Consider the following 23863-nt stretch of genomic DNA (forward strand, 5'->3'; position numbering starts at 1 on the left):
GCTTCTTCGCATTATTTACAGCCACATGGAGTCGTGATACGCTAAGAGGACTTCAGCACAAAGGGAGCGAAACGGGAGATGAAATGGACGCTGCACCGCCGGTTTCAAAACCTTTATTTCCGCCGCTTGTTCCTCTCGTATGCGATCGTAACGATCGTCATTTCGCTATTGTGCGGAGCGATTTTGTACGGCAATGCGAAGCGTGCGGCGGAGGACAAACAGGAGCGGGACAGCCGGAACAAGCTGAGCCAAGTGAAAACCTATGTGGAGGAGCTTTATCCGGGGATTTTTAAAAACGCTTTCATAAGCGAAATATTAACGACGATGAATACGGCAAACGGAGCGGATGACGCCTTCACTTCGTTTTACCAGGAATACGGCCATAACTTATATCAAATCTACCGGGTCGCCAACCACCTGAAAACAACCGTGAGCGCCAATCCCGGCACGGAAAGCGTATCCGTTTATTTCAAAAACTCGAACCTGATGGTCGATCCGTACGCCTATTACAAAGTAAACGCCGTTTCGCCCAAATACGGCTTGATCGCCGAGCTCGAACAAGGTTCTCTCGCGCCCGACCAGTGGCTGTCTCGTTCCGTATCGTATGAGGACAAACTGACCGATCAACTGCTTACCTACATCTATACGTTCCCGATTCAAGCCCGCGGCGGCGATATTAGCGGGTATATGTTCATCGACATTTACAAGGATCACATTCGCGATATGCTGGACGGGCTGCTGAACTCCCAGGGGGAGAAGCTGCTGATGGTTAACGTGCCGCAGCGCTTTATCGCCGGCTCCGGCAATATCGGCAAAGAAGAGCTGGACCGGTATTGGATGATGCTAGCCGGAAGTCCCGCTGCGCTCACCAGAAAGGACGACCAACTTGTAACTGTACTGGGTGGCCAGTCGCCCGGAAACGATTGGCTGTTCGCTTCCGTACAGCCGTTGGTTTCTCCTTTTCTCGCTTCATCCGCCTCGACAAATTGGCAAGCTGTTGCCATCGGTTTGGGGCTGCTGCTGTTAGGCCTGCTGATCTCCTACTACATTTCGGTGAAAACGTATAAGCCCGTTCAGATCTTGCTCCGCAAGCTGCGGGAGACTAACGGCGGATTGTTTCCAGCCCAGGCCCAGCAGCAGAACGAATTCAAAATCGTCGAATCCGTCTTGTCGGGATTGAATCATAAGGTCAGGCAGCTGTCCGGGGAACTGGATGACAATAAGCTTGCGGCGCTGCTGGGCGGCATACTCGGCGAGGACGAATACCCGGAGAAAATCCGGGCGGACGGCCGTTACGTCGTCGTAAACGTAAAGCTGCGCCAGGACAACGCCAAGCTGTGGAAAGCGAAGTTTCGCAAGCTTTCCCGTTCGAACCGCTGCGAAATCGTGGAAAGAAGCCCGGCTGAGCTAAGCCTGCTTTATTTCGTCCAGGAAGCGGATTCGGACACAGCCGCCCTCTCCATACGCGAGGAATTGAAACGGCTTGCGCCGTTGTCGCCGGAAGGAGGGGACGTAGCTTCGTTCGCCGCAGGGATCGGCGGAATGGCCGATCACTCGGAATGGATAGCGAGATCGTACGAGCAGGCTGCGATAGCATTAAGATACGCTTTCCTCGACCGGCTAGGCCCAATCGTCGAGTATGACACGATCCACAACCGCACGGAAATGCCGGTTTTCGCTTACGAGCCGCTGGAGAACGCGCTGCGAGCCGGAGACATTCCCGCGATCGAACAATTTGTCGACGAGTTCGCCTTGGCTTTGCAGCGCGATACGTTGTCTTTGGAAGCGGTCGAGTTTTCGCTGATGCAGATTACGATGCTGCTCTCGAAGGTGATGATCGATATGAACTCGCAGGAACGGATGTATTCCCCGTCGCTGCTGTTTCGCGACCTGCGTCAGGAAACGCTTCGCGAGACGATCGCCGTCATCCGCGAGCGCTGTCTGCAAATCGGCGGACATATCCGCCGCCGGCTGCTCCACCATGCCCAGCACGACGTCTTTCACAAGCTGAAAGCTTATATTGACGAGCACTTGCGTGAAGATATTTCGCTCGATACTTTATCGGAGATAGCCGGATTGTCCACTCATTACTTATCCAGACAGTTTAAGGAGGTCCACGGGGTATCGTTCCTCGAATACATGACCAACGCCCGGCTGGAGCGGGCTTGCGAGCTGCTCCGCGGCGATCGCCGCTCCGTAACCGAGATCGCGGACCAGGTCGGCTACAGCAACGCTCCGTATTTCTGCACCAAGTTCAAGAACAAATACGGCGTCACGCCTATGCAGTACCGCAACTCTTATCGCGTGGCGCTGGAGGAATAATCGTCTGCAAATACCGGGCTACCCCGTGCTCCGCGTTAGTCGCGAGTACGCCGGTAGCTTTTTCCTTCAAGAGCGGGTGTGCGTTGCCCATCGCATATTTCTCGTCGGCGATCTCGAACATCGGTAAATCGTTCAGATTATCTCCGAAGCAGACGATGCGATCCGGCTGGAGCAGCCGCTTCAATTGGGCGACACCGTCCCGCTTGGTCGCCCGGGCGTGATTAATTTCCAGCCAGCAGTATCCGGGAGCGTAGATGTCCGGGCCGAAATGGCAAGTGAGGTCTAATCTAGCGCCAAACAGCTCTCGGGTGGCGGCCAGCTCCTGCTCCGTACCCATAACATTTATCTCCATCACCCGCTCGTCTGGTGGAATGTCGAGCTTCTCCACGAGCCGGAACCGTTCGTCCCCGGTTTTCAGCCGGTTTGTCACATATTCGCGCTCGCTCGCGTTGAAGATGCCCTTGTAATAAATTTTGAATTGCTGCCTCTCGTTCACCGTATACACAAAAGGTCGAAGCCCGAGCCGTTCCTCACCCTCTATAACGTCCCGCGCCGTCTCGTTATCCAGCAAGTTGGAAACGAGATACTCTCGCTTTACCGGATCGTACACGAACACGCCGTTCATAAGCACGACCGGCAGCCGCAAGTCCAGCCGCTCCAGAACCCGTCCGGCGGAGTCCCACGCGCGGGCCGTAGCGACGGAAAAACTCCCTCCCGCCCCGATCCAGGCATTCACGGTACGGATCGTTTCCTCCGACAGCCTCATCTGCTCATTCAGCAGCGTTCCGTCCAAATCCGATATGTATAAAATGTTCATCCGCCAACCTCCGTCTATTCGCTAACTTGGATCGTCTTGCAACTTTACTTGCCGGTGACGCGTATGAACTTGTAGAAGCTTAAAGCAGCGATACTTCCAAACGAAGGGGCTGATCGATCCCGATGAATCATCTTTATTTCAAGGACAATTTCTTCTCCTCCGGCGAAACGCCCATTACCGACGACAACGGGCAAGTGACGGGACATTTGAACCTGCATAGCATGTTTCATTCCGGCATAACGGTACAGGATCAGGCGCACAAACAGGTTGTATCCGGCAAATTCCGGGCGTTCTCCAATAAGTGGATCGTATCCGCCCGGTTCGACAGCGAGCTGGGCGTGTTGAAGCCGCGTTTGGCCTTCTTTAAACAGCGGCTCCTGTACACGAGTCACAGGCACGGGGAATTTGCGATCGAAAGCCCCGCTTTTTCCAAGGAATATATCATGACCGACAGCCGGGATCATACGGCCGCCCACTTTCGCCGTATCAGCGGCATGTTCGCTTCAGGCGCGTATCAGTTATCCAACAACTCTCCGCTGGCTGACGAAGAGCTGATCGCCGTCGTCATGGGGGTTCACGCGATCATCAAAAGACAGCAATCCGCTGCGGCCACCTAAGCTTGTTAAGCCGAAAACGATACAGAGAAGGCCCGGATCAAACCGATCCGAGCCTTCTATTTCGTTCCGCGGCTTACAGCACCTTCGCCTTGCCGGTGTAGATGACGCCGATTTCCGCATAAACGGTTACGTCCAGATCGTCGGTCATAATCGAGGTTGCGTTGTCCACGCCGACGATAACCGGAACACCCAGGCTCAGGCCGACAACAGCCGCATGGGACGTGATGCCTCCGGTTTCCGTAATAACGGCCGATGCCTTCTGGAACGCCGGAATATAATCTTTATCCGTTGCCACGGTGACCAGGATCGAGCCTTCGACCGTTTTCTCCAGCGCCTCTTGCGCCGAGCGGGCGATGACGACTTTGCCGGTTGCCGATTGGCTTCCGATGCCTTGGCCTTTGGCGATCATTTCGCCGACATGATGCACCTTCATCAGGTTCGTCGTGCCGGAACGGCCGACCGGTACGCCCGCCGTAATGATAACCAGATCGCCGAGCCGGATGAGGCCGGCCTTGATCGAATCGTCGACAGCCAGTTGGAACATTTCGTCCGTATTGCGCGCTTCTTCGCCTTGAATCGGCACGACGCCCCAGATGAGGCACAGACGGCGCATCACCTGCTCGCTGCGGGTAACGGCGATAATCTGCGACTTCGGACGGTATTTCGATACCATACGCGCCGTATATCCGCTTTCCGTCGGCGTAATGATCGCTTTGGCGTCCAGATCGAGCGCCGAGTTGGCTACCGACTGGCTGATCGCTTCCGTAATCGTCGTTTGCTGCGCCGAGCTTTGGCGTACGAAAATTTCGCGGTATTCGAGCGCCGATTCCGCGCGCTCGGCAATCCGGGACATCGTCAAAACGGATTCGACCGGATATTTGCCGGCGGCCGTTTCGCCGGACAGCATGATCGCGTCCGTACCGTCGAAAATCGCATTCGCCACGTCGCTAGCTTCCGCGCGAGTCGGGCGCGGGTTGCGCTGCATCGAGTCAAGCATTTGCGTCGCCGTAATGACCGGCTTGCCGACGAGGTTGCACTGCTTGATCATCCGCTTTTGCACGAGCGGCACTTCTTCGGCCGGAATCTCAACGCCGAGGTCGCCGCGGGCCACCATCAGACCGTCGGATACGGCGAGGATTTCATCCAGGTTATGCACACCTTCCTGGTTCTCGATCTTGGAGATGATCTGGATGTGAGGAGCGTTATGCTCTTCCAGCAGCTGGCGAATTTCGAGAACGTCGGACGCTTTACGGACGAACGAGGCGGCAATGAAGTCAACCCCTTGCTCGATACCGAAAATGATGTCGTTCGCGTCCTTCTCCGTAATGCCGGGCAGCGAAATGCGCACGCCGGGCACATTTACGCCCTTCTTGCTTTTGATCGTGCCGCCGTTGACGATCCGGCACTCGATATCGCTGCCGCTGATGCCGACAACGGTAAGGCCGATCAGGCCGTCGTCGATCAGAATGGTCGAGCCGACCTTCACGTCGCGCGGCAAATCTTTATACGTAACCGAGATGCGCTTGCTGTCTCCAATCATTTCTTCGGTCGTAAGTACGATAAGCTCGTCCTGAACGAGGTCGTACGAATCTTCCTTCAGCTTGCCGGTACGGATTTCCGGGCCTTTCGTATCGAGCAGAATAGCGACTGTTTTGTTCAGTTCGCGGCACGCTGCGCGTATATTTTTGATGCGGTTGCCGTGCTCCTCGAAATCCCCGTGGGAAAAATTGAGCCGGGCCACATTCATTCCCGCCGAGATCAATTGCTTCAGCGCGGGCAGCGACTCGCTGGAAGGTCCGATGGTACATACAATTTTCGTTTTGCGCATAGTCGTGTGGTTCCTCCTGAAATTTCGGGTAACGTGAAGTCGGCTGTACGGGTTACACCCGTTCAGCCGCTTCTTGCACATAAGTAAACTTGCCGATTTTGCGGAATTTTTCGTAACGGTCCTCTATAAGCTCCTCGGCGCTTTTCGGCAGCAGCTCCTGCAGATGCTTCCAAAGTACCGTGCGCAGCGATTCCGCTTGCTGCTCGAGACTGCGGTGCGCGCCGCCGCGCGGTTCCGGAACGATATCGTCGATCGCATCGAGGCGGAGTATATCCTGGGCCGTAATTTTCATCATTTCAGCCAGCTCGGCGGCTTTGGAGGCGCTCTTGTATACGATGGATGCCGCCCCTTCCGGAGAAAGCGCGGAATAAACCGCATGCTCCAGCATAAGGACCCGGTTGCCTACGCCGAGCGCCAGTGCGCCGCCGCTTCCGCCTTCGCCGATGACGACGGCGATGATCGGTACGCGAAAACGCGCCATAGCGAACAGGCAGCGGGCGATCGATTCGCTGACGCCTCTCTCTTCGGCGGCCGCTCCGGGGAACGCCCCTTTCGTATCCAAAAACGTGATGATCGGGCGTCCGAACTTGTTCGCCTGCTCCATCAGCCTAAGCGCCTTCCGGTATCCTTCCGGATGCGGGCTGCCGAAGTTGCGGGCGATGTTATCCTTCGTGTCTTTCCCTTTCTGATGACCGATTACGGTTACCGGTATCCCGCCCAGCTTGGCAATCCCGCCGACGATGGCCAGATCGTCGCCATACATCCGGTCGCCGTGAAGCTCGATAAAGTTGGTGCAAATCGCCTGGATGAAATCAATCGTCGTCGGACGGGCCGGGTGTCTTGCAATTTGCATTTTATCGACTGCGGTGAGCCCGCTGTACAGCTCGTCCTCCAGCACAGCGTACCGCTGCTCGAGCTTGGCGATTTCGTCGGTGAAGTCGATTTGCTTCTCCGCGCCGAATTTGCGCAGCTCTTCGATTTTGCTTTTTAATTCCGCCAGCGGACGTTCAAAAGGCAGTTCATTAGCCATTCGCGCTTGCCTCCTTCGTCGCTTTTACGGTGTGCAGTTCAAGCAGCTTCGTCAGCATGGCCCGCATGTCCTTGCGGTGTACGACTTGATCCAGCTGCCCGTGCTTTTCGTTGAATTCTGCGGTCTGGAACCCTTCCGGCAGCTTCTGGCGAATCGTTTCCTCAATGACGATCCGGCCGGCGAAACCGAATCGCGCTCCCGGCTCCGCGATAATAATGTCGCCGAGCATGGCAAAGCTGGCCGACACGCCGCCGAAGGTCGGATCCGTAATAACCGAGATGTACAGCCCGCCCTGCTCGTCGAACTTGGACAAGGCAGCGCTCGTTTTTGCCATCTGCATCAGGCTAAGGATGCTTTCTTGCGTACGCGCCCCGCCGGACGTGGAGAAAATGAGAAGCGGGTATTTCTTCTGCGCCGCCGTTTCGATGGCTCGCGTTATTTTTTCGCCCACAACGGAACCAAGCGTCCCGCCGTAAAAGTCGAACGACATAACCGCAATAACGACAGGGAATCCGCCGATCGTCCCTTCGCCCGTTACGACGGCATCGCGAAGCCCAGTCGTTTCCATCGCCTTGGTTAATTTGTTCACGTAGTCGGGGAACTCAAGCGGGTCTTCGGAAACCATATCGGGGTCATATTCGAAAATGCGGCCGTCATCTAGCGTATACTCGATGCGTTCCATGGCGTTTAATTTATTGTGATAGCCGCACGATGCGCACACCTTCAAGTTTTTGCCGAGCTCCTTGCTGTACTGGATCGTGCCGCAGCTCGAGCATTTGCTCATGATGCCTTCCGGTATTTCACGCTTCGTTTGTTCCGAAGGGATGGTAGCATACTTCCGCTTTTTCTGAAAAAAATCTTTAATTGCCACGTTTACACCTCTCCAAAACGGTTTCTACTACAGGCGCTGGCAAGACAAGCTTGCAGCGAAAAGGGGAGCCTGGCTTCTCGCGCGAACTGTTGGCGCTTTGCCCCACAAAGCCCAAAATCCAAAAGCGAAGCCAAGCCCCGATCCTTTGCGCGATCATCCGTGCAAAATCGTATTTAACACTTCCTGTACTTCTTCCAACTCGCCCTCGGGAACGAGAATTTCAAATTGATGCTTCGATAGACTGACAGGGCGTACTTGTACCAAAAATCCTTCTTCCGTAAGTTTCTGCTTGATGCGCTCTGCGATTTTCGCGGTCGGAGCTATATAAATAACCGTCCACATGATACAAAAAAACCTCCCTGACTACCGAAACGCCTCTCGTATACAATGGATTCATGATACCATATTCCGTCTTTTACCCGCAAGGAAGCTAGTGTCGAATCATGGCGAGGACGCTGTGTTCTTTTCGTCATTTTCCTCTTCGCCGCCGTATTCCTTGGCATTTTTGTTCTGATGGGCGATTCGCGCGGAGGCCGCCGCGGCAAGGCCTGCGACGAGGTCGTCCAGGAAGACGTGAATGCGGGAGGTGTTATTGTTCAGCGAACGGATGATGCCAGTTTTTTCTTTATCCAGATAGCCGAAGCTGGTTAGGCCAATCATGCCGTATACGTGCACGATGCCGAGCGCCAGCGTTTCGTCTACACCGTACAGCGACTCGTCGGTTTCCATAATCGATTGCAGCGGCTGCGGCAGCAGCCCTTTCTCCGCAAGCTCGTCAAGCGCGATACCGGTGTACAGCGTATACTGCACCTCCCGCTTGCCGAGTACCGTGAGCACGCTCTCCCGGCACTCCTCGAGCGTAAGCTTATCGTTGTAAGGCAACTGCAGCTTATATACGATTTCCGCGACCTGCTCCAAAGTAACGCCTCGCCGAGCTAACATTTGCAAAGCCAATTGTTTGGACATGGGTACATCCCTCCTGGATGACAAATAAGGGTGCCGGCGTATGCCCGGAGGGTCCAAGCTTCCATCCCGTCCGGGTTTTACTAAATGTATGCAGACACGCTGAGGAATGTTCATCAAATTGGCTTCGCCGGTGCTGGGCTCGGGCCTGCCGGAGGGAAAGCAGCTTCGGGTTCCCGATTGGCTTGCATCCGGAACAGCGATTCGCCTAGCGGATTGGCATAGCGGTGCGGCTTAGCGGCGGCTTAGCCCGACTACTCGGCCGGGCGACTAGGCCTTTACGGAATTTTTTTCCGCTATTCTCGAGGAAAGCGGTCTATTCGATCCGATTAAGGAACAAAAATTCCGCTATTGCTTGGGCTACCGGCTTTCGCCCCGCCTATTAGCCCCTTCCCTATGGAATAGCGAAAAAAAGATCCGCTATGTCCGGAAAATCGTCAAGAAATACAAAAATAGCGGAAACGGGTTCCGCTATTTGTTGCATGACATCGATACGGCTACTTCACCCGCGCCGAATCCGCCCCCATGATCTCGCTGATCCCGCGGATCAGCTCGGGCGACGGCTTGACGCTATACGTCTCGCTCAGCGCAAGCAACCGCTGCTCGCGCTCGTAGAACAGCACGACCGGCATCGCCCCCGCATGCTGCTGCAGCAGTGCCTGCAGCTGGCCGAGCCGCACCGGCTGTTCGCGGTCGGCCGCGATCTTGACGAACAGCCGCTGCGCCCGTCCGGCTACGCCGCGACCGGGCTCCGGCTGCTGCGTCTGCGCTCGCGCCGCAGCGCCGCCTTGCGGCTCCGCCGCCGCAGGCCGCTCCGCGGGCACGCGCCCGCCCGCCGGGCGAGCCGCCGCTGCTGCGTTCGCGCGCGGCGCGGCCGGCTGCGCTGCGGCGGCTCCCGCGCGCTCGCCTGCGGCGCGGCCCCCCGCGGGGGCGGCCTGCCCGGGCGAGCCCGGGGCCGGTGCGCTCGCGGGGCCGCGTGCGGCTTCGCCGCCGCGCGTAGCGACGCTGCGCCCGGAGCCGCCGCCGCGTCCGGCCGGCGCCCGGCGCAAAGCGCGCGCCTGCTCGGCGGCGCCCGGCGCGTCCAGCGCGATCACGCGGTCCGCGAGCAGCTTGACGTCCTCGTCCTGGTGCGTAAGACGCCCGCGGATGAGCAGAGCGCGGCCCTTTTGGGCAATCACGGACGCCGTCTTCCACACGTCCGGAAACAGCACGACCTGGACCTTCGCGATTCGGTTTTCCAGCTCGACAAACCCCATCGTCTGCCCTTTTCTGGTCACAAACGGCTTGTCTGAGAGCACCATGCCGGGAACGATCACATCGGCGTTATCCGGGTAATCGGGAAGCTCATGGATCGCGTCCGCGTCAATTTCCTCGATCAGCCCCTCGTGAACGTCGAGCGGGTGACCCGACAAGTACAAACCGAGCAGCTCCCGCTCGAACTCTAGCTGCTGCATCCCCGTGTACGGCTTCACCTCCGGCAGGTCGATCGTCCAGTTCGTCTCCTCCGTGAAGCCGAACAGATGCAACTGAAGCTCCTCGCTTTCCTTCTTCCACTTCTGCGCCGCTTCTACCGTTTCGTCGAGCACGGCGATGTTCTGCGCGCGGTGGCCCGGCAGCGAGTCGAGCGCCCCGCCCTGAATGAGCGATTCGATCACGCGTTTGTTGCAGACGCGCAGGTCGACTCGCCGGCAAAAGTCGAGCAGGTCGGCATACGGAGCCCGCTCCCGGCCGGCGATAATCGATTCCATCGCATGCGTACCGACGTTTTTGATCGCGGCCAGGCCGAAGCGGATCGAGTCCGCCCCGGGTGTAAACTGAATGCCGCTGCGGTTGACGTCGGGCGGCTGCACCTCGATGCCCATCTTGCGGCATTCGTCGACATATTCGGCTACTTTGCGGTGGTTGCCCATAACGGAGGCGAGCATGGAGGCCATGAACGGAATCGGGTAGTGCGCCTTGAGATACGCCGTCTGGAACGCCAACACCCCGTAGGCGGTAGCATGGGCGCGCGGAAAGCCGTAATCCGCGAAGCGGACGATCATGTCGTACACTTTATGGGCGTCAGCTTCTTCATGTCCCATCTTCAAGCAGCCGGCAACGAAATGCGCCCGCTCCTCGTCCAGCACCTCGCGCTTCTTTTTGCTGACGGCCCGCCGCAGTTGGTCCGCTTCGCCGAGCCGGAAGCCGGCCATCTGCGAGGCGATCTGCATAATCTGCTCCTGATATACGATAATGCCATACGTATCGGCAAGGATCGGCTCCAGCGACGGATGCGGATATTCGATTTGAATGTGTCCGTGCTTCGCCTGGATGAATTTCGGGATAAAATCCATCGGTCCCGGCCGGTACAGCGCCACCATGGAAATAATATCCTCGAACGTCGACGGCTTCAGCTCCTTGAGCTTCCGTCTGACGCCCGGGGACTCGAACTGAAAAATGCCTGTCGTATCTCCCCTGCCGAGCAGCGCATACGTCAAAGGATCGTCGTAGGAGATCGTATGAAAATCGATCGTCACACCCTGAAGCTCGCCTATCCACTTCAGCGTCCTTTCGATGATCGACAAATAGCGCAAGCCGAGGAAGTCCATCTTGAGCAGTCCGACCTCCTCCAGATCCTCCATCGGATACTGCGTCAAGGCGACGGCTTCGGCCCCTTCCTGAAGCGGCACATAATTCGTCAGCGGCTCGCGGGATATGACGACCCCCGCCGCGTGCGTCGACGTGTGCCGGGGCATTCCTTCCACCTTCATCGCCATCTCGATGAGCCGCGCCGTCCCTTCGTGCTTGCCGCACAGCTCCTTCAGCTCGTGAGCGGTTTTCAGCGCTTCCTCGATCGTAATGCCAAGCTGGTGCGGAATCAGCTTCGCCGCCCGGTCCACTTCGTGATACGGCATATTCATCACCCGTCCGACGTCGCGGATGGCCGCCCTCGCCGCCATCGTTCCGAACGTGATGATCTGCGCCACATGCGCTTCCCCGTATTTGCGGACGACATAATCGATCACCTCGTCCCGCCGCTCGTCGCTGAAGTCGATATCGATATCCGGCATCGACACCCGCTCCGGGTTCAAAAATCGCTCGAACAGCAGCTCATACTTGATCGGATCGACATCCGTGATCCGCAGCACATAAGCGACCAGACTTCCCGCCGACGAACCGCGTCCCGGTCCGGTTACGATGCCCTGCTCATGGGAGAAGCGGATAAAATCCCATACGATCAGAAAGTAATCCGAATACCCCATATTGCCGATAACGTCCAGCTCGTATCGCAGCCGGTCCGCGATTTTCGTCCGGTAGTCGGGATCGTCCCACTCCGGGGTAATGGCGTAACGCTCTTTCAGACCGTCCTCGCACAGTTGACGCAAATAAGCGCCCGCATCCAGCCCCGGCGGCAGCGGGCGGTACTCCGGCAGGATCGACCGGCCGAACTCCAGCTCGAGACTGCATTTCTCGGCGACGCGCAGCGTATTGTCCAGCGCCTCGGGGACGTGCGGGAACAGCCGCGCCATTTCCTGCGGGCTTTTCAAATACATTTGGTCCGAATGGGACTTCAGCCGCTCCGTATCGTCCAGCGTCTTGCCCGTGCCGATGCAGATGAGCACGTCCTGCATGACGTGGTCTTCGGCGTTAACATAATGCACGTCGTTCGTCGCAATGAGCGGAATGCCGGTTTCGCGGGCGAGCGCAATCATCTCCTGCATCACTTTTTTCTGCTCGAGCATGCCGTGGTCCTGAATCTCCAAATAAAAATCGTCGCCGTAAATGCCGCGGAAGCGTAGCGCCGCCGCCTTGGCCTCCTCGCGCCGGTCGTGCAGCAGATGCTGCGAAATTTCGCTGCCCAGACAGGAGCTGAGGCAGATGAGCCCTTCGCTGTGGAGCGCCAGCTGCTCCACATCCGTTCTCGGCTTGTAGTGAAACCCGCGCAGATGAGCGTCCGAGCACAACCGCATCAGGTTGCGGTACCCGGCTTCGTTTTTGGCGAGCAGAATCAAATGGCGCGTCGGCTGCTCCTGCCGGGACGCCTTCGTTAACATCGAACCCGTCGCCACGTACATTTCGCAGCCGATGATCGGCTTGATGCCGTTTTCGATACAGGCTTTATAGAACGGAATCGCTCCGTACATTACGCCATGGTCGGTAAGCGCAAGGGCCTTCATCCCGAGCTGTGCCGCCTGCCGCGCAAGATTCTCGATCCGGGAAGCTCCGTCGAGCAAACTGTATTCGCTATGTACGTGCAAGTGCACAAACCCGTTCATACGATAACCCTCCCGCTGTTCGTATTTTGTTCGCTTCTTTTATTGTAGCATATTCGCCGGGGGGATTCCCATACAATAGTGACAAAAGCTTCGGCCAAGCCCGCTGCCGGACAAGCGGCACCTATATGCGGGAGAAGCGAGCTTCGCAAATAAGGAGTTGAACGATCGATGAGGGAATTTATGACCAACCTGGCGATCGATTTTTTTGTCGCCTTCGGTATTGTGCTCGGCGCCTGTATGCTCGCCGGAATCGGATCGGTGCTGACGCTGCAGGCGCCCGCCTTCAAAATGCTCGATATCGCAGGCCGCATCAAAATATGGGCGATGGTGGCGGCCGTAGGCGGCACGATCGATCCGCTCCGCGTCATTGAAACGAACTTCCTCGAAGGGCATTTGTCGCCGGCGTTTAAACAAATCCTGTATTTCGTCAGCGCTTTCGCAGGCGCCCATATCGGCACCGTGCTCGTCAAATGGATCTGCCAAGGGAGCGTCGAATCTTGAGAGCCCCGGCCCAGCATCTGCTCAAGGGCTGGCTGCCCGGCATCGGTTTGTTTCTGTCCGGCATGATTGTCGGCAGCGCGATCTACATGAGCATGCATCAGACGAGCTACAGCTTGCTCGTGGAACGCAATTCGGTGCTGCTGGACGAGAACGAAAACCTGAAGAAAGAAATCCAGAACCTCAAGAAATTCCGCAACAGCCAATCCGTCGTCAAAAAAATAACGGTCCGCTACGAAAACGAAAACTCCGCTCCGCTCGATCCGGCCATTCATCAGGAACTGAAAAAGCAGGTGCAGTTGAAGCTGGAGCCTGTCTACGAGGGTCACAATCTGGCGTTGTTCACCTCCGGCACCGAGCAGGACCGCACCTCGGAAATCCGCAAGCTGCAGGAAATCGTCTCCGACCAGTATAACGTTAAGGAGCACAGCTTCAAGGTGGAGGCGACAAGCGTCGCCATCGTCCAGACCGAGCTGATCGTGTATATCAAGGCATATGCCTCCGGCGTGTCCGATTCGTTCCGATTCCGTTGATTTTTGCCTGTAAAACGGATAAAGTAAGAAAAGCTGCTAATCGAAGCTTTTCGATGAGGGGCATTCGTGTTTTAGCGGTAACTTTTCTTGCAACATCAGAATCCTTGAGCTTCGCTCAAAACTTATTCCTTCTGAATGTTAGAAGAAAAGCTACTAATCGATAAATACAAGAAAAAAGTCTATCGCTGCCTCTCAAAAGACGGGAGGCCTCCGCTATCTCCGCAGAGCGAATACTAGCTCCCAAGAGAAACAACCGATAGACGCCAAAGGAGTCTCGACATCATGCAGTGGCTTCACGGAGCCCTTCTACTCATTTTTGCCGGTTCGCTCTTCTGCTCGGTTCTGTTCAGCGTCCGCTACCGGAGACAAATTTCGCGGAAAGCGCGGGGCTTGGACGCCGCCAAGATGAACATGAGCATGGGGACGATGCTGATCTCCATCTCCATTATTCAGCTGTTCCTGTTCTCCGGCTCCACGGTGCGCGTCATCGTCGGACTGGTCATGCTGCTGCTCGGCCTGTTTAACCTGTTCGCCGGCATCCGCAACTACGGACTATACGACCGGATCAAGGAATGATCCGCTCTCTTTGGGCTTCCGACGGGGCGCAAGGGCCGCAAGGCCAGGCAATCTAGTCGATCGCCTGCGCGGCGAGCATCGCCTTGCATACAAGGCCGACCCCGTGGTAGATTTCTACGTCGACTTTGCCGTATTTGCGGCTCAGCTCGATGATTTTCGGACGAATCTCGATCTGGCTCTCCAGTTGGAGCGGACGCAGGAAGTAGGCGGTAAAGTTCTCGAGAACGAAATCGCCTTTTTTTTGCGTCTTCAGCGAGCGGTACGCGCACTGGGTCATCAGCGTAGTCAGCACGCCCTCGGAGACGGTGCCGAGCCGGCTCGTCATCTGCGGCGTAATAACGCCCCGGTACAGGAGCTGGCCGTTTTCTTCGCGCACTTCCTCGAAGCCGGCAACGATCAGATCCTCGAACGTCTCCCCGATCTGCGGCTGCTTCTGGATCACCTGCAGCGCCTTGAGAACGTCCTGACGGCTAATGACCGACAGCAGCCGTCCCTTCGCATCGACGACCGGCAGCAGCTCGATGCCTTCCCATACCATCATATGGGCGGCGGAGGTGACGGATGTCTGCGGTACGACGGTGAGCGGATTGCGCGTCATCAGCTTGTCCATCGTCTGTTCCTTCGGCGCGGCGAGCACGTCCTTGGACGCGATCATGCCGATCACCCGGTTCCAATCGTCGACGACGGCGAAGCGGCTATGCCCCGTTTCCTCCACCAGCTTCTCCCAGTCCGCCACGGTGCTGCTGCCTTTGAGCGCGCGCGGCGGCAACTGCGGCGACAAAATATCTTCCACCAGCGTAATTTTTTTCTTAATCAGCCGGTCGTAAATAGCGCGGTTAATAAGCGAGGCGACAGTGAACGTGTCGTAGCTGGTCGAGATGATCGGAAGTCCCGATTCGTCGGCGAACCGCTTCACTTCGTCATTCGTGTCGAAGCCGCCTGTGATAAGCACGGCCGAGCCATGCTCCAGCGCATACCGGTGCACTTGATACCGGTTGCCGACGATGAGCAGGCTGCCGGGCTCGATATAGCGGGCCATCGCCTCGAGCTGCATCGCGCCGATAACGAACTTGCCGAGCGTTTTCTCCAGCCCGTCGGCGCCACCCAGCACTTGGCCGTCCACGATATTGACCACTTCCGCAAACGTCAGCTTGTCGATGCCCGCGCGCTGCTTCTTCTCTACGCGCACCGTGCCGATCCGCTCTCTCGTGCTGACAAATCCTTGATTTTCCGCCTCCTTGATCGCCCGGTAAGCCGTTCCTTCGCTCACTTCCATCTCCCTGGCGATTTTGCGGACCGATATTTTCGTGCCGATCGGCAGCGTTTCGATATATTTCAATATTTGCTCGTGCTTCGTAACCGAATCCGTAAGCAGCTCATCCATACTGTTATACCCCATCTCGTCTCGTCTGTACCTCTCTGTACTATATTATAGGGCCAGAAACCGGACGTGGCAACAGCGGCTGGATCGTGCTTACGATCGGATTTCGTTAACTGGTGAGGACTTCACAGGCGACCCGTACATTTTTCGCTCCAAGCCGCTAACAAGCAACAGTCTTTTGGGACTCTTATTTTTCTTCAAAAAGGGCAAATTGGAAAAATAGAATGTTTTTGAGCCTTTTATTTCCACCCCACTCCCCTCCAATCCCGATTTCGGCACCAAACAAGAGTCCCAAAAGACTGCTACGCCTAAATAATTCCAAATCATATGGATTTAAAGTGCTCTAAAGACTCCTATTACAGCAAATTCGCGGTGTCCGGAACATCGACTGCACCGGTGGCCCGCTAATGGCGCCGTTGTCTTCAAGTTGTAGCGGCAGCTTTGCTTGCAACATCAGAATGATTCTGCTCGCTCTAATCTTATACATGCTGTTGTTGTAAAAAAAGCGCCGGGAGGCTCGGGGAACCTCTCGGCACTTAAAACGGCTTTAGCCGCGGCCCCCCGCTTATAGCAAGGAAGCTTTAATCGTTCCGTCGTTGTCGACGTACAGCTTGTACGTTTTCGTCCCGTCCGGCGTCGTCATCGCTATGCCGTCCGCTACGTGAACGCGGCTCCACCGCTTGGCCGCTCCGCCGAGGCTCGCCCCCTTGTCCGTCTTCGGATGGACCCCGCCGGCAAATTCGGCGTCTCCTGCCGGGGATATTTTCAGCTTGCTGCCGCTCGTATCGAGCAGGTTGCCGAGCAGCTCGATATTGCCGCCGGGCGTGATCGCCATCGCCGTCTGGCCGTTTGCATTTTGCAGCTTGATGCGCTGATCCTTCGGCCCGCGAATCAGGAAGTCGCGCTCGTCCGCAAGCGGAAACGTCTCGAAGCTGTCGAACACGTAGCGCGGCGCGAAAAATCCCGTATCCGTGAAGCGGACGCTGGACATCCGTTTAAATTTCGGCGCTTTGTCCACCGAAACGTGGAATTCCGTCGCCCAAAATTGCACATTCTCCGTATGGCCGCAAGGGTACGCTCCTCTCGCTCCGGCCGAATTGCGGTAGGGCGCCGCGATCATTCTGCCGCCGCCGAGCGTGCCGTCGTATCGTCTGGCCGACTCGAAGTAGCAGCCGATAAACTGGATATCGTCCGCATCATGGAGATGCAGAAGGGTATCCTCGAGCCCGAGAACGGTGCAGCCGATAAATTTCAGCCCGCGCAGGTTGCCGCTCGCTTCGATGTTTTTGGAGACGCCGAGCCCGATGCCGTTATGCGACGCCCCTCGCTTCGAGGCATGCTCCAGACCGGCGATATAACAGTTGACGTACGTCGTTCCGGCAAAGCCCGAGCTGAACGGGGAAAGCCTCAGCCCGTCTCCGACGTTGCCGACATCGCCCGGATTGGAGGCAATGCCGCGCAGCGTAAGCTTGTCGCCCGAGACGCTCGTCGATGTATAGTTCAAATACGTTCCAGCCAGCCGAACCGTCCCCGACGTAGGAAGCGGACAACTGCTCCACCACGGAATCTCGATCGAATAGTTGCCCGCCGAGCCGCCGATGGCGGTAACCCGGTACAAGTCTCCCCCGCGCACGCAAACGCCGGTCTGTCCCTGGAACAGACAGTCGTAGAATCGATTTCTCTCCGCGCCCGCATCCTTGTATTCGTTCCCGAGCGAGCCCGCCGCCTGCAGCTTGGCCGCGATCCGCCAATAGCCGACAATCTGCACGTTATGCAGCATCGTGTCCTGCGCATTGTCGAGAAACACGCCTACATCCCATTCGTCGCCGAGCGCAAGCGCATTCGTGTCGTTGTAGCCGCTTATGCCGCCAAAATTGGGCACGAGACGCAGATTGCGCACAGCCGCATATTCGCAGCCTTTCGGAAAATAAATCCCGACCGAAAACTTGCGCGTCGTCGCAGGGGAGCTTGCCGTCGCGTCGGCGTTGCGGAAGTTGGTCAATCCGTAGCGGGAGTCGGCATGATTCGCTAGCGGCTCCGGATTATCCAGCACGCCGCCGGACGGAAGCATATCGGTCGCATAGGTTATTTCGTACGTTTTCGCACCGGTACCGGAAAAACGCAGCTCTGTAGGAGCGGGCCGCTTATGCCGGTTTGCGAAATATGGGTCCCAGGCGCTGACGCCCGCTCCTTCGAGGGTTACCGCCGTTTTCATTTGCAGAGTACCCGTTACGTTATAAATTCCCGTGGGAAGAAACACGACTCCCCCGCCCTGTCCCGCGCATGCGTCAATGGCCGCCTGGATCGCGGACGTATCGTCGGTCGTGCCATTGCCCGCCGCCCCGTAATCCATGACATTCGTGACGCCGTACGTCGCCTGCTGCACCGAGTAAGTCGACGCTCCTACCGTATTCGGCTGCGAAGCCGCATTCGCGTGCAGCAGTCCGCCCGCTGCGACAGTAAGACCTGCCGCCCCCAGAGACGCAAGCAGTTCCCTGCGGCTGAATGTTTTGGCGGCATCGCTGCCTGCCGGCTCGCCCTGATCTTTTTCATACCCGTCCTCGCTCATCCCATTCGCTCCCCTGATTTTGGAATCCAGCAATTCTCCCCCGGCTTTGCCTAACGGCCGTAAGAACCAGCCTGAACACGATACAGATAACCCGCCTCAGCGGCCGTCAGCGGCTTGCCGAACACCATCACGCGGCCCATCGTACCGGTGAAATACGAGGTGCCGGCCGGGCTTCGGCCGATCGCATCCGGCTGTGTCGGCACATGCCGCCCATACGTCCCGCTCGCAAACGGGATCGCTCCTGTTGAAGGCTGCTCCACCCCGTCCACGTACAGCCTGATCGTATTGCCGGCAAAGTCGAGCACGCCGACGACGTGATGCCAAGAGGCGGACGGCTGATACGGAAAGTCGCGCGATTTGTAGCCGTCTGTCGGGGCGCTCCGGCCGGCAACCCGGATCGCGTTCGGCAAAACGATCAGCTCGTAGCCCGCCGTCGCGCCGTCGATCCTCGTTCCGAAAAGGGTCCTGCCGCCACTGTCGGGCAGCACCCGCTCGTCGATCCAGGCGGCTACGCTGATTCCCGGCGAGCCGTACAAGGAAGCGCCGGTCTTGTAGCCGAGATCCACGTAGTCGACCGTTCCGTCAAAGCACAAACCGGTGTTCGGAGCCCCATTCGGCCGCGAAGCCCCCATGATTTTCCCGTCCAGATCAAACGCGCCGCTGTCCTCCGCAAGCGTGCCGGCCGAGCCTGCAAGCGCCCAATATCCTTTCAGGCCATCGTATACGATGCCGTTCACTTCCCCCGTTGTCAGCGCTTTCGGGTACACTTTCACTTCATCCAGCTTCCCCGCGAAAAATCCGCTCCCGTTCGGATCTTTGCCGATCGTGTCCGGAACGGTAGAGGAGGCCGTCCTGTACTGTCCGCAAGCGAACGATACGGCGGGGCCGTCCAGCGAGGGCTGCTCCACGCCATCCAGGAACAATCTGATCGAATTGGCCGCATAATCGATAATACCTGCGACGTGATGCCACTCTCCCGTATACCCGTATGCGAAGTCGCGATACTGGTAGCTGTCGCCGGAGTAGCTTCTGCCGCCGACCCGCAGCCGATCGCCGATCATGTACAGCTCCGCGCCGGCCTTGTCGGCCCCGGCATTCGTTCCGAACAGCCAATTCGCTCCGACTCCCGGCGAGGGAAGCGTATCGTTTCGCAGCCAGCCCGCTACCGTAACCGCCGAGGAGCCATCAAGCGCCGCGCCTAGCCCGTTGCCGAGCTGAACGTACTGGTTCGTCCCGTTCAAGGCCAAAGCGTTCCCCCGGAAGCCGCCGGTCAAGCCGCCGCCCCCGTACACCGAGCCGTGCACCCCGAGGCCGGAGCTGTCGTAAACCGTTTCGCCCACCGTCCGGTCGAACGTCCAATATCCCGCAGGCGCATCGAGAGCGTCCCGGAACTGCTTCAGCCTGTGAAACGTGATCCGATTGCTGTTGTGATACGAGTCCGCGCCGTCGTATGCCGCACGGACGACATAGATAAGATCGTCTCCGTCTAATTGCCAATCGACATACTGGAACCCGACCTTCGCGATAGAGTTTGCGACGGACAAGCCGGAATCGTCGGTCAACAGCGTTTGCACATATCGCCAGTGCCGCAGGTCGTCGGAGGCGTACAAGGAAAGCACGTTACGCTGATCCGGCTTGGAAGGCTGCGTAATCTGGTTCGTCAGCGTCAAGTATTGCCGGGTCCGCTCGTCGTAACGAATCGTAAACTTACCCATACCGCCGGGAAAATCGATAAATCCGTCGACCGGATCGAAGCTGACAGTGGCATTGTCGTTCGACAGCTTAACGATCGCCGCCTTATCGACCGCCGGAGCGGAATTGAAACGCAGCATGTTCCATATTTCCCCGTTCGGAGCGACGACTGCGTTGCCCTCCAGCCAGCCTGGCGTCGTGCTTTTCCAAAACGCAGGCGTCCATGCCCTGTCGTAAGCGAGCTCGTTCGTCCTGCTCCAGCTCGCGGCGTTCAGCAAATCCGCATCTTCCGGGGCGGACAGCATGAATGCTTTGAAATGAGACGGCCAAGCGTAAGGGGGACCGCTTGCCTCGAATGCCCGATAAATGCGGCCATTGGCATGCACCACCGGAGTAGGCGCGGTATGATAGGCATACGTACCGTTCGTTCCGTCGGCCGTAAACAACAGTCCGCTGGCTGCGTCGACGGGCGTGGTCCAGCTCAGCCCCCCGTCGGCGCTTTTGCGGATCACGATCGAAGCGAACGGCTTGCCTGACTAGCCTAGCAAATAAACGTTGCCGTTCAAGACGAACAGATTGCTCCAATACATTCTGTCGAGCTCGGCCGATACCGCCCAAGTAGCGCCGTTGTCAACCGACCGGTAGACGGTCGTCTGCCGGTTCGGGTCGCTCGCGCCGAAATAATCGTGAGACGCGAGCAGCGTCGTTTCGTTCACCCTCACCAGACTCGGCGAGCCGAGAAACCGCCCGCTCGAAGCGTCGCTGTAAGCAATTTGCGAAACAAGCTGGCGAGAATAGGCAGGATCGTACGGCTCCGCCGCTCCTGCGCCGCTTTCGGCAGGATCGCACGGAGGCGGCGACGACCATGCCCTTTGTCCGGGCAAAACGCCAACCACAGCCGTCAGCAGCATGATCGTAACAATCGCTCGCTTCCATGTACATAAACGCTCCATCTTCCGGTCACGTCCCTTCGCATGAATCTTGATCGGCTGGCTGGAACTGCTCCCGCCTCAATTTCCTTTTCAATAGACCAATTGCCGGAAATCGCGAATGCGGTGGAACGAAATAAAGTTGCCGTTGTGCGACGTCAGCGCCCGCTCGTCACCGGAGCGGCTCAGCACGAGCAGATCGTCGCCCAGTATCGCCATGCTGGCATAATGGCGCGACATCTTCGGATGATCCGCCTTGGCGACGAGTCCGGCAAAGCACCAGTCGATGCAGTTGCGGGAAAAATGCAGCTGAAGCCGCTGCCGTTCGTTGTACGGCAAGTCGAACCGCTCCGGAGGAAGCAGCTCCGCTCGCGTCATGCTGTCGGTCGACTGGGAGCTGAGCAGCCAGTACAGCCGGGATACCTCGTCGTACAAAATATGAAACTTCATCTGCCCGCCCGGGCACGGGACGAACGCGATCGTTTTGCCCGACGGCACCGTCTCCAGCATCGTCGTGATCGTACCGTCCTCATTCTCCACCGCCTTCGCGACATTCGCGAAACCCGTTCCTCCCGTGTGCGCCCGCATCCATAGATGGAAGGTGCGTCCGGCCGGATCGTGGAAATAGTGGTTCGGGTCCGTGAACTGCACGACGTTCGTCTCCAGCCAGCCGATTCGGACGGCGGGGCGGGCCGGCGCGATTCGCGCGATCGTACCGGGGGCGACCTTGTAGAACGGAACCCCGAAGCCGTCCAGCGTATCTTCGTCGATCGCATCACGGAAGCCTAGCTCCGAAGCAAACGTCCAGCTATCCCGGCGAGTCAAGTCGGCGCTGACGGATGCGCGCATCAGCACGGGAGCGAGAACGCTCACTCCCCATCCTTTATAAGCCGGATCGGTCATTTTCTCCATTACCATATACACATTGCCTTTGGCGTAATGCACATTGGCCGGCGCCTGATGCCATTTCTCGCCCTGCGTCAGAGCCGCAGGCTCGCTCCACGTGTCTCCCCCGTCATCCGAGCGGATGATCATCAGATCGTTGCGGTGGCCGAGCACATAAACCGAACCGCCCGCCGCAAAAGGTCTGGCATGAATGAACGGAAAATCCGTCCGATGTATCCACGTGCGGCCTTCGTCGTCCGATGTGAACACCTTGCCCTGCCAAGGTTTGCCCGGCTCCAGCTCGCCCTTGCATCCCGGTAAGCCGGCGACGCCCGGCCCTCCCAAATCCAGCGTCGCGACTAACCTGCCGCTAGGCAGCACGGTTATGCCGGGACTGTAAGTGAAAACGGTCGCCGGATCGGGCGATTCGTATAGTTTTACAAAATCTGGAGCAAGCTCTCGTACCCTGTAATCGGTATTCAACTTTTCTTCATCCTTTTCGCTGTTATTTTTTTCCTTCGGCAATGATTTTGTTGATTTCCTCGTCCATTTGACGCAGTGCCGTATTAATGTCCTTCGCACCCTTCAACACCTCGGTGTTATACTTGTTCATGGCCGTCCGGGCTTTGCTATCGTATGGAGTCGAGATGTGGGATTTCGCCGGCGTCGATTTATAGATGGCCTGAATGTTTTTTCCTTTCAAGTACCCTACGTTTTTCCCGAATTCCTCCTTTACTTTCGCTTCTTGCAGAACAGGCATTTTCGCGTTTCGCGACATGTCGAGCTGCGTTTCTTCAGAAAGAAGCACTTCCACTACTTTGTAAGCGGCGTCCTTATTCTCGCTGATCGAAGTGACAACGATTCCGTGTCCGTCGAACTCATGACCGATGCCCGGCGCCTCTTTGAAACTGGGGAAAGCGGCCATATCCCAGTTCAGCGTATCGGTTACTTTCGATATGTAGGGCAGCAGGTTGATTCCCGCGAACATCGCGACGTTCCCTTTTGTAAATTCGCCGTAATTGCCCGGGCTTACAAATTTTTCTTGATACCCGGGAATAGCGAAAATCGTCTTGTACATTTCGTAAATTTGCTTCCACTTCTCGTTCAAAACCGCCGATTTCTCCGTTTTCGCATCCACTATGGCCAAGCCGAGTGAAGAGGCGACGCGGAACAGGTGGTCCGGGTCAAGCCCGCGGTAGACGTTGCCGTCGGAAGTGCGAGACACCTTGCGGGCCAGCTCGATCGTTTCGTCCCAGGTCAAGCCGTCCTTCGGATAGGCAACCCCGAATTTGTCGAACAGATCCTTGTTGTAGTAGAGCACATTAAAGTGCCTCGTAAACGGAACGCCGGACAAATATTGGCCGCCGCTCGCGATTTTGAACGAATCTAATGCCACCTGCTCGATTTTGCTCAGATCGATTTTGTGCTTCTTGAGCATCGGCTCCATATTGTCGGCCAGCTTGGCCGAGATCACATCGTCGAAAAGCAGGTTTGCCTCGAACAGCAGGTCGAACTTTTCGCCCTTCGCGAGCAGCAGCTCATAGCGGTCTACCGAATACTTCTGACGGATCAGCTCCAGCGTGATATTCGGATATTTTTTCTTGACCGGCTCGACCAGAAAACGTTGAAACTCCTCGTCCGTCACCAGTCCGGTGTCAACGATCTTCAGCGTCACCGGTTTGGAAGCGTCGAAGCCGTCCGCCGGAGCGCTTGCCTTCGTATCGCCGGGTTTGGCTCCTTCGCCTGCTCCACCGCTTCCGCAACCCGCGAGCGATAAGGAAATAACTGCTGTAATTGTTGTAAATATACATTTTTTGAACATACGATCTCCCCTAATCATTAGTTTGCGCTACAATGAAACCGCATTCATCAGAACTTAAACAAACGGTCCCATACAACGTATGGAGTAACTGGTTAGATTCCATAGCTTCCGCTGATCGGTTCCGGATCCCGATCAGCTTCCTTATGTACTCCGGAAATATCCGCTTGTTCTGTATTGATGATCACCGTTCTCAAAATTAAGTATAGCGCTCACTCTCAGCGACTTCGTTGCAATTTTTAAGGTCATTCTCCCAATTTTTAAGTCGCTGGTAAAC

At 57.2% G+C, this 23863-nt stretch carries 18 protein-coding genes; 5 read left to right on the forward strand and 13 right to left on the reverse strand.

Annotated elements, in window-relative coordinates; all coding sequences use genetic code 11:
- Positions 1-78: 78 nt before the first annotated feature.
- Positions 79-2322, forward strand: a complete 2244-nt coding sequence (locus tag D7M11_RS07380) for a helix-turn-helix domain-containing protein (protein ID WP_120746525.1) — start codon at positions 79-81, stop codon at positions 2320-2322.
- On the opposite strand, the gene D7M11_RS07385 is transcribed toward D7M11_RS07380, so the two are convergent.
- The gene (locus D7M11_RS07385; RefSeq protein WP_120746526.1) at positions 2279-3139 is read right to left on the reverse strand and encodes an HAD-IIB family hydrolase; all 861 of its coding nucleotides are present in this window, start codon (positions 3137-3139) and stop codon (positions 2279-2281) included. The two genes, D7M11_RS07380 and D7M11_RS07385, sit on opposite strands and share 44 nt — an antisense overlap.
- Before the next feature lie 122 nt (positions 3140-3261).
- Between D7M11_RS07385 and D7M11_RS07390 the strand changes: the two genes are divergently transcribed.
- A complete protein-coding gene (locus D7M11_RS07390; RefSeq protein WP_120746527.1) occupies positions 3262-3756 on the forward strand; it encodes an LURP-one-related/scramblase family protein in 495 nt (164 codons plus the stop codon).
- Between the two features lie 73 nt (positions 3757-3829).
- On the opposite strand, the gene pyk is transcribed toward D7M11_RS07390, so the two are convergent.
- The 6 genes from pyk to D7M11_RS07420 form a co-directional block, all read right to left on the reverse strand.
- Complete coding sequence (pyk, locus tag D7M11_RS07395; protein ID WP_120746528.1) at positions 3830-5584, reverse strand: pyruvate kinase; 1755 nt, start codon at positions 5582-5584, stop codon at positions 3830-3832.
- A 52-nt stretch (positions 5585-5636) separates the two neighbouring features.
- Positions 5637-6614, reverse strand: a complete 978-nt coding sequence (locus D7M11_RS07400; RefSeq protein WP_120746529.1) for an acetyl-CoA carboxylase carboxyltransferase subunit alpha — start codon at positions 6612-6614, stop codon at positions 5637-5639.
- Positions 6607-7485, reverse strand: coding sequence for an acetyl-CoA carboxylase, carboxyltransferase subunit beta (gene accD, locus D7M11_RS07405; RefSeq protein ID WP_120746530.1), 879 nt, complete (start codon positions 7483-7485; stop codon positions 6607-6609). Before accD ends, D7M11_RS07400 begins: the two co-directional genes overlap by 8 nt.
- A 153-nt stretch (positions 7486-7638) precedes the next feature.
- Positions 7639-7827, reverse strand: a complete 189-nt coding sequence (locus D7M11_RS07410; RefSeq protein ID WP_120746531.1) for a glutamate decarboxylase — start codon at positions 7825-7827, stop codon at positions 7639-7641.
- Between the two features lie 99 nt (positions 7828-7926).
- On the reverse strand, positions 7927-8451 hold the full coding sequence (locus D7M11_RS07415; RefSeq protein WP_120746532.1) for a phosphatidylglycerophosphatase A family protein: 525 nt from the start codon (positions 8449-8451) through the stop codon (positions 7927-7929).
- A gap of 494 nt (positions 8452-8945) precedes the next feature.
- Positions 8946-12704: a DNA polymerase III subunit alpha gene (locus D7M11_RS07420; protein ID WP_120746533.1), complete on the reverse strand. Its 3759-nt coding sequence runs from the start codon at positions 12702-12704 to the stop codon at positions 8946-8948.
- A gap of 168 nt (positions 12705-12872) precedes the next feature.
- Between D7M11_RS07420 and D7M11_RS07425 the strand changes: the two genes are divergently transcribed.
- From D7M11_RS07425 to D7M11_RS07435, 3 genes are all read left to right on the forward strand, one after another.
- Complete coding sequence (locus D7M11_RS07425; protein WP_120746534.1) at positions 12873-13205, forward strand: YtrH family sporulation protein; 333 nt, start codon at positions 12873-12875, stop codon at positions 13203-13205.
- Entirely contained in the window at positions 13202-13735 is a 534-nt protein-coding gene (locus D7M11_RS07430; protein WP_120746535.1) for a hypothetical protein, read from the forward strand. The genes D7M11_RS07425 and D7M11_RS07430 overlap by 4 nt, the downstream gene beginning before the upstream one ends.
- 282 nt (positions 13736-14017) lie before the next feature.
- A complete protein-coding gene (locus D7M11_RS07435; RefSeq protein ID WP_120746536.1) occupies positions 14018-14311 on the forward strand; it encodes a YtpI family protein in 294 nt (97 codons plus the stop codon).
- 52 nt (positions 14312-14363) lie between these two features.
- On the opposite strand, the gene D7M11_RS07440 is transcribed toward D7M11_RS07435, so the two are convergent.
- The 6 genes from D7M11_RS07440 to D7M11_RS07465 form a co-directional block, all read right to left on the reverse strand.
- Positions 14364-15695, reverse strand: coding sequence for a DRTGG domain-containing protein (locus D7M11_RS07440; protein ID WP_120746537.1), 1332 nt, complete (start codon positions 15693-15695; stop codon positions 14364-14366).
- Positions 15696-16257: 562 nt separating this feature from the next.
- The gene (locus D7M11_RS07445) at positions 16258-18261 is read right to left on the reverse strand and encodes a glycosyl hydrolase family 28-related protein (protein ID WP_120746538.1); all 2004 of its coding nucleotides are present in this window, start codon (positions 18259-18261) and stop codon (positions 16258-16260) included.
- Between the two features lie 50 nt (positions 18262-18311).
- Positions 18312-20465, reverse strand: a complete 2154-nt coding sequence (locus tag D7M11_RS07450; RefSeq protein WP_120746539.1) for a LamG-like jellyroll fold domain-containing protein — start codon at positions 20463-20465, stop codon at positions 18312-18314.
- Between the two features lie 24 nt (positions 20466-20489).
- The gene (locus D7M11_RS07455; RefSeq protein ID WP_120746540.1) at positions 20490-20906 is read right to left on the reverse strand and encodes a sialidase family protein; all 417 of its coding nucleotides are present in this window, start codon (positions 20904-20906) and stop codon (positions 20490-20492) included.
- 69 nt (positions 20907-20975) lie between these two features.
- Positions 20976-22250 (reverse strand): sialidase family protein, encoded by a 1275-nt coding sequence (locus tag D7M11_RS07460; RefSeq protein ID WP_147433405.1) that lies wholly within the window; start codon positions 22248-22250, stop codon positions 20976-20978.
- A 22-nt stretch (positions 22251-22272) separates the two neighbouring features.
- Complete coding sequence (locus D7M11_RS07465) at positions 22273-23589, reverse strand: ABC transporter substrate-binding protein (RefSeq protein WP_158606493.1); 1317 nt, start codon at positions 23587-23589, stop codon at positions 22273-22275.
- Positions 23590-23863: the final 274 nt, after the last annotated feature.

The organism is Paenibacillus ginsengarvi, from assembly GCF_003626695.1.
GTDB classification, from domain to species: domain Bacteria; phylum Bacillota; class Bacilli; order Paenibacillales; family NBRC-103111; genus Paenibacillus_AB; species Paenibacillus_AB ginsengarvi.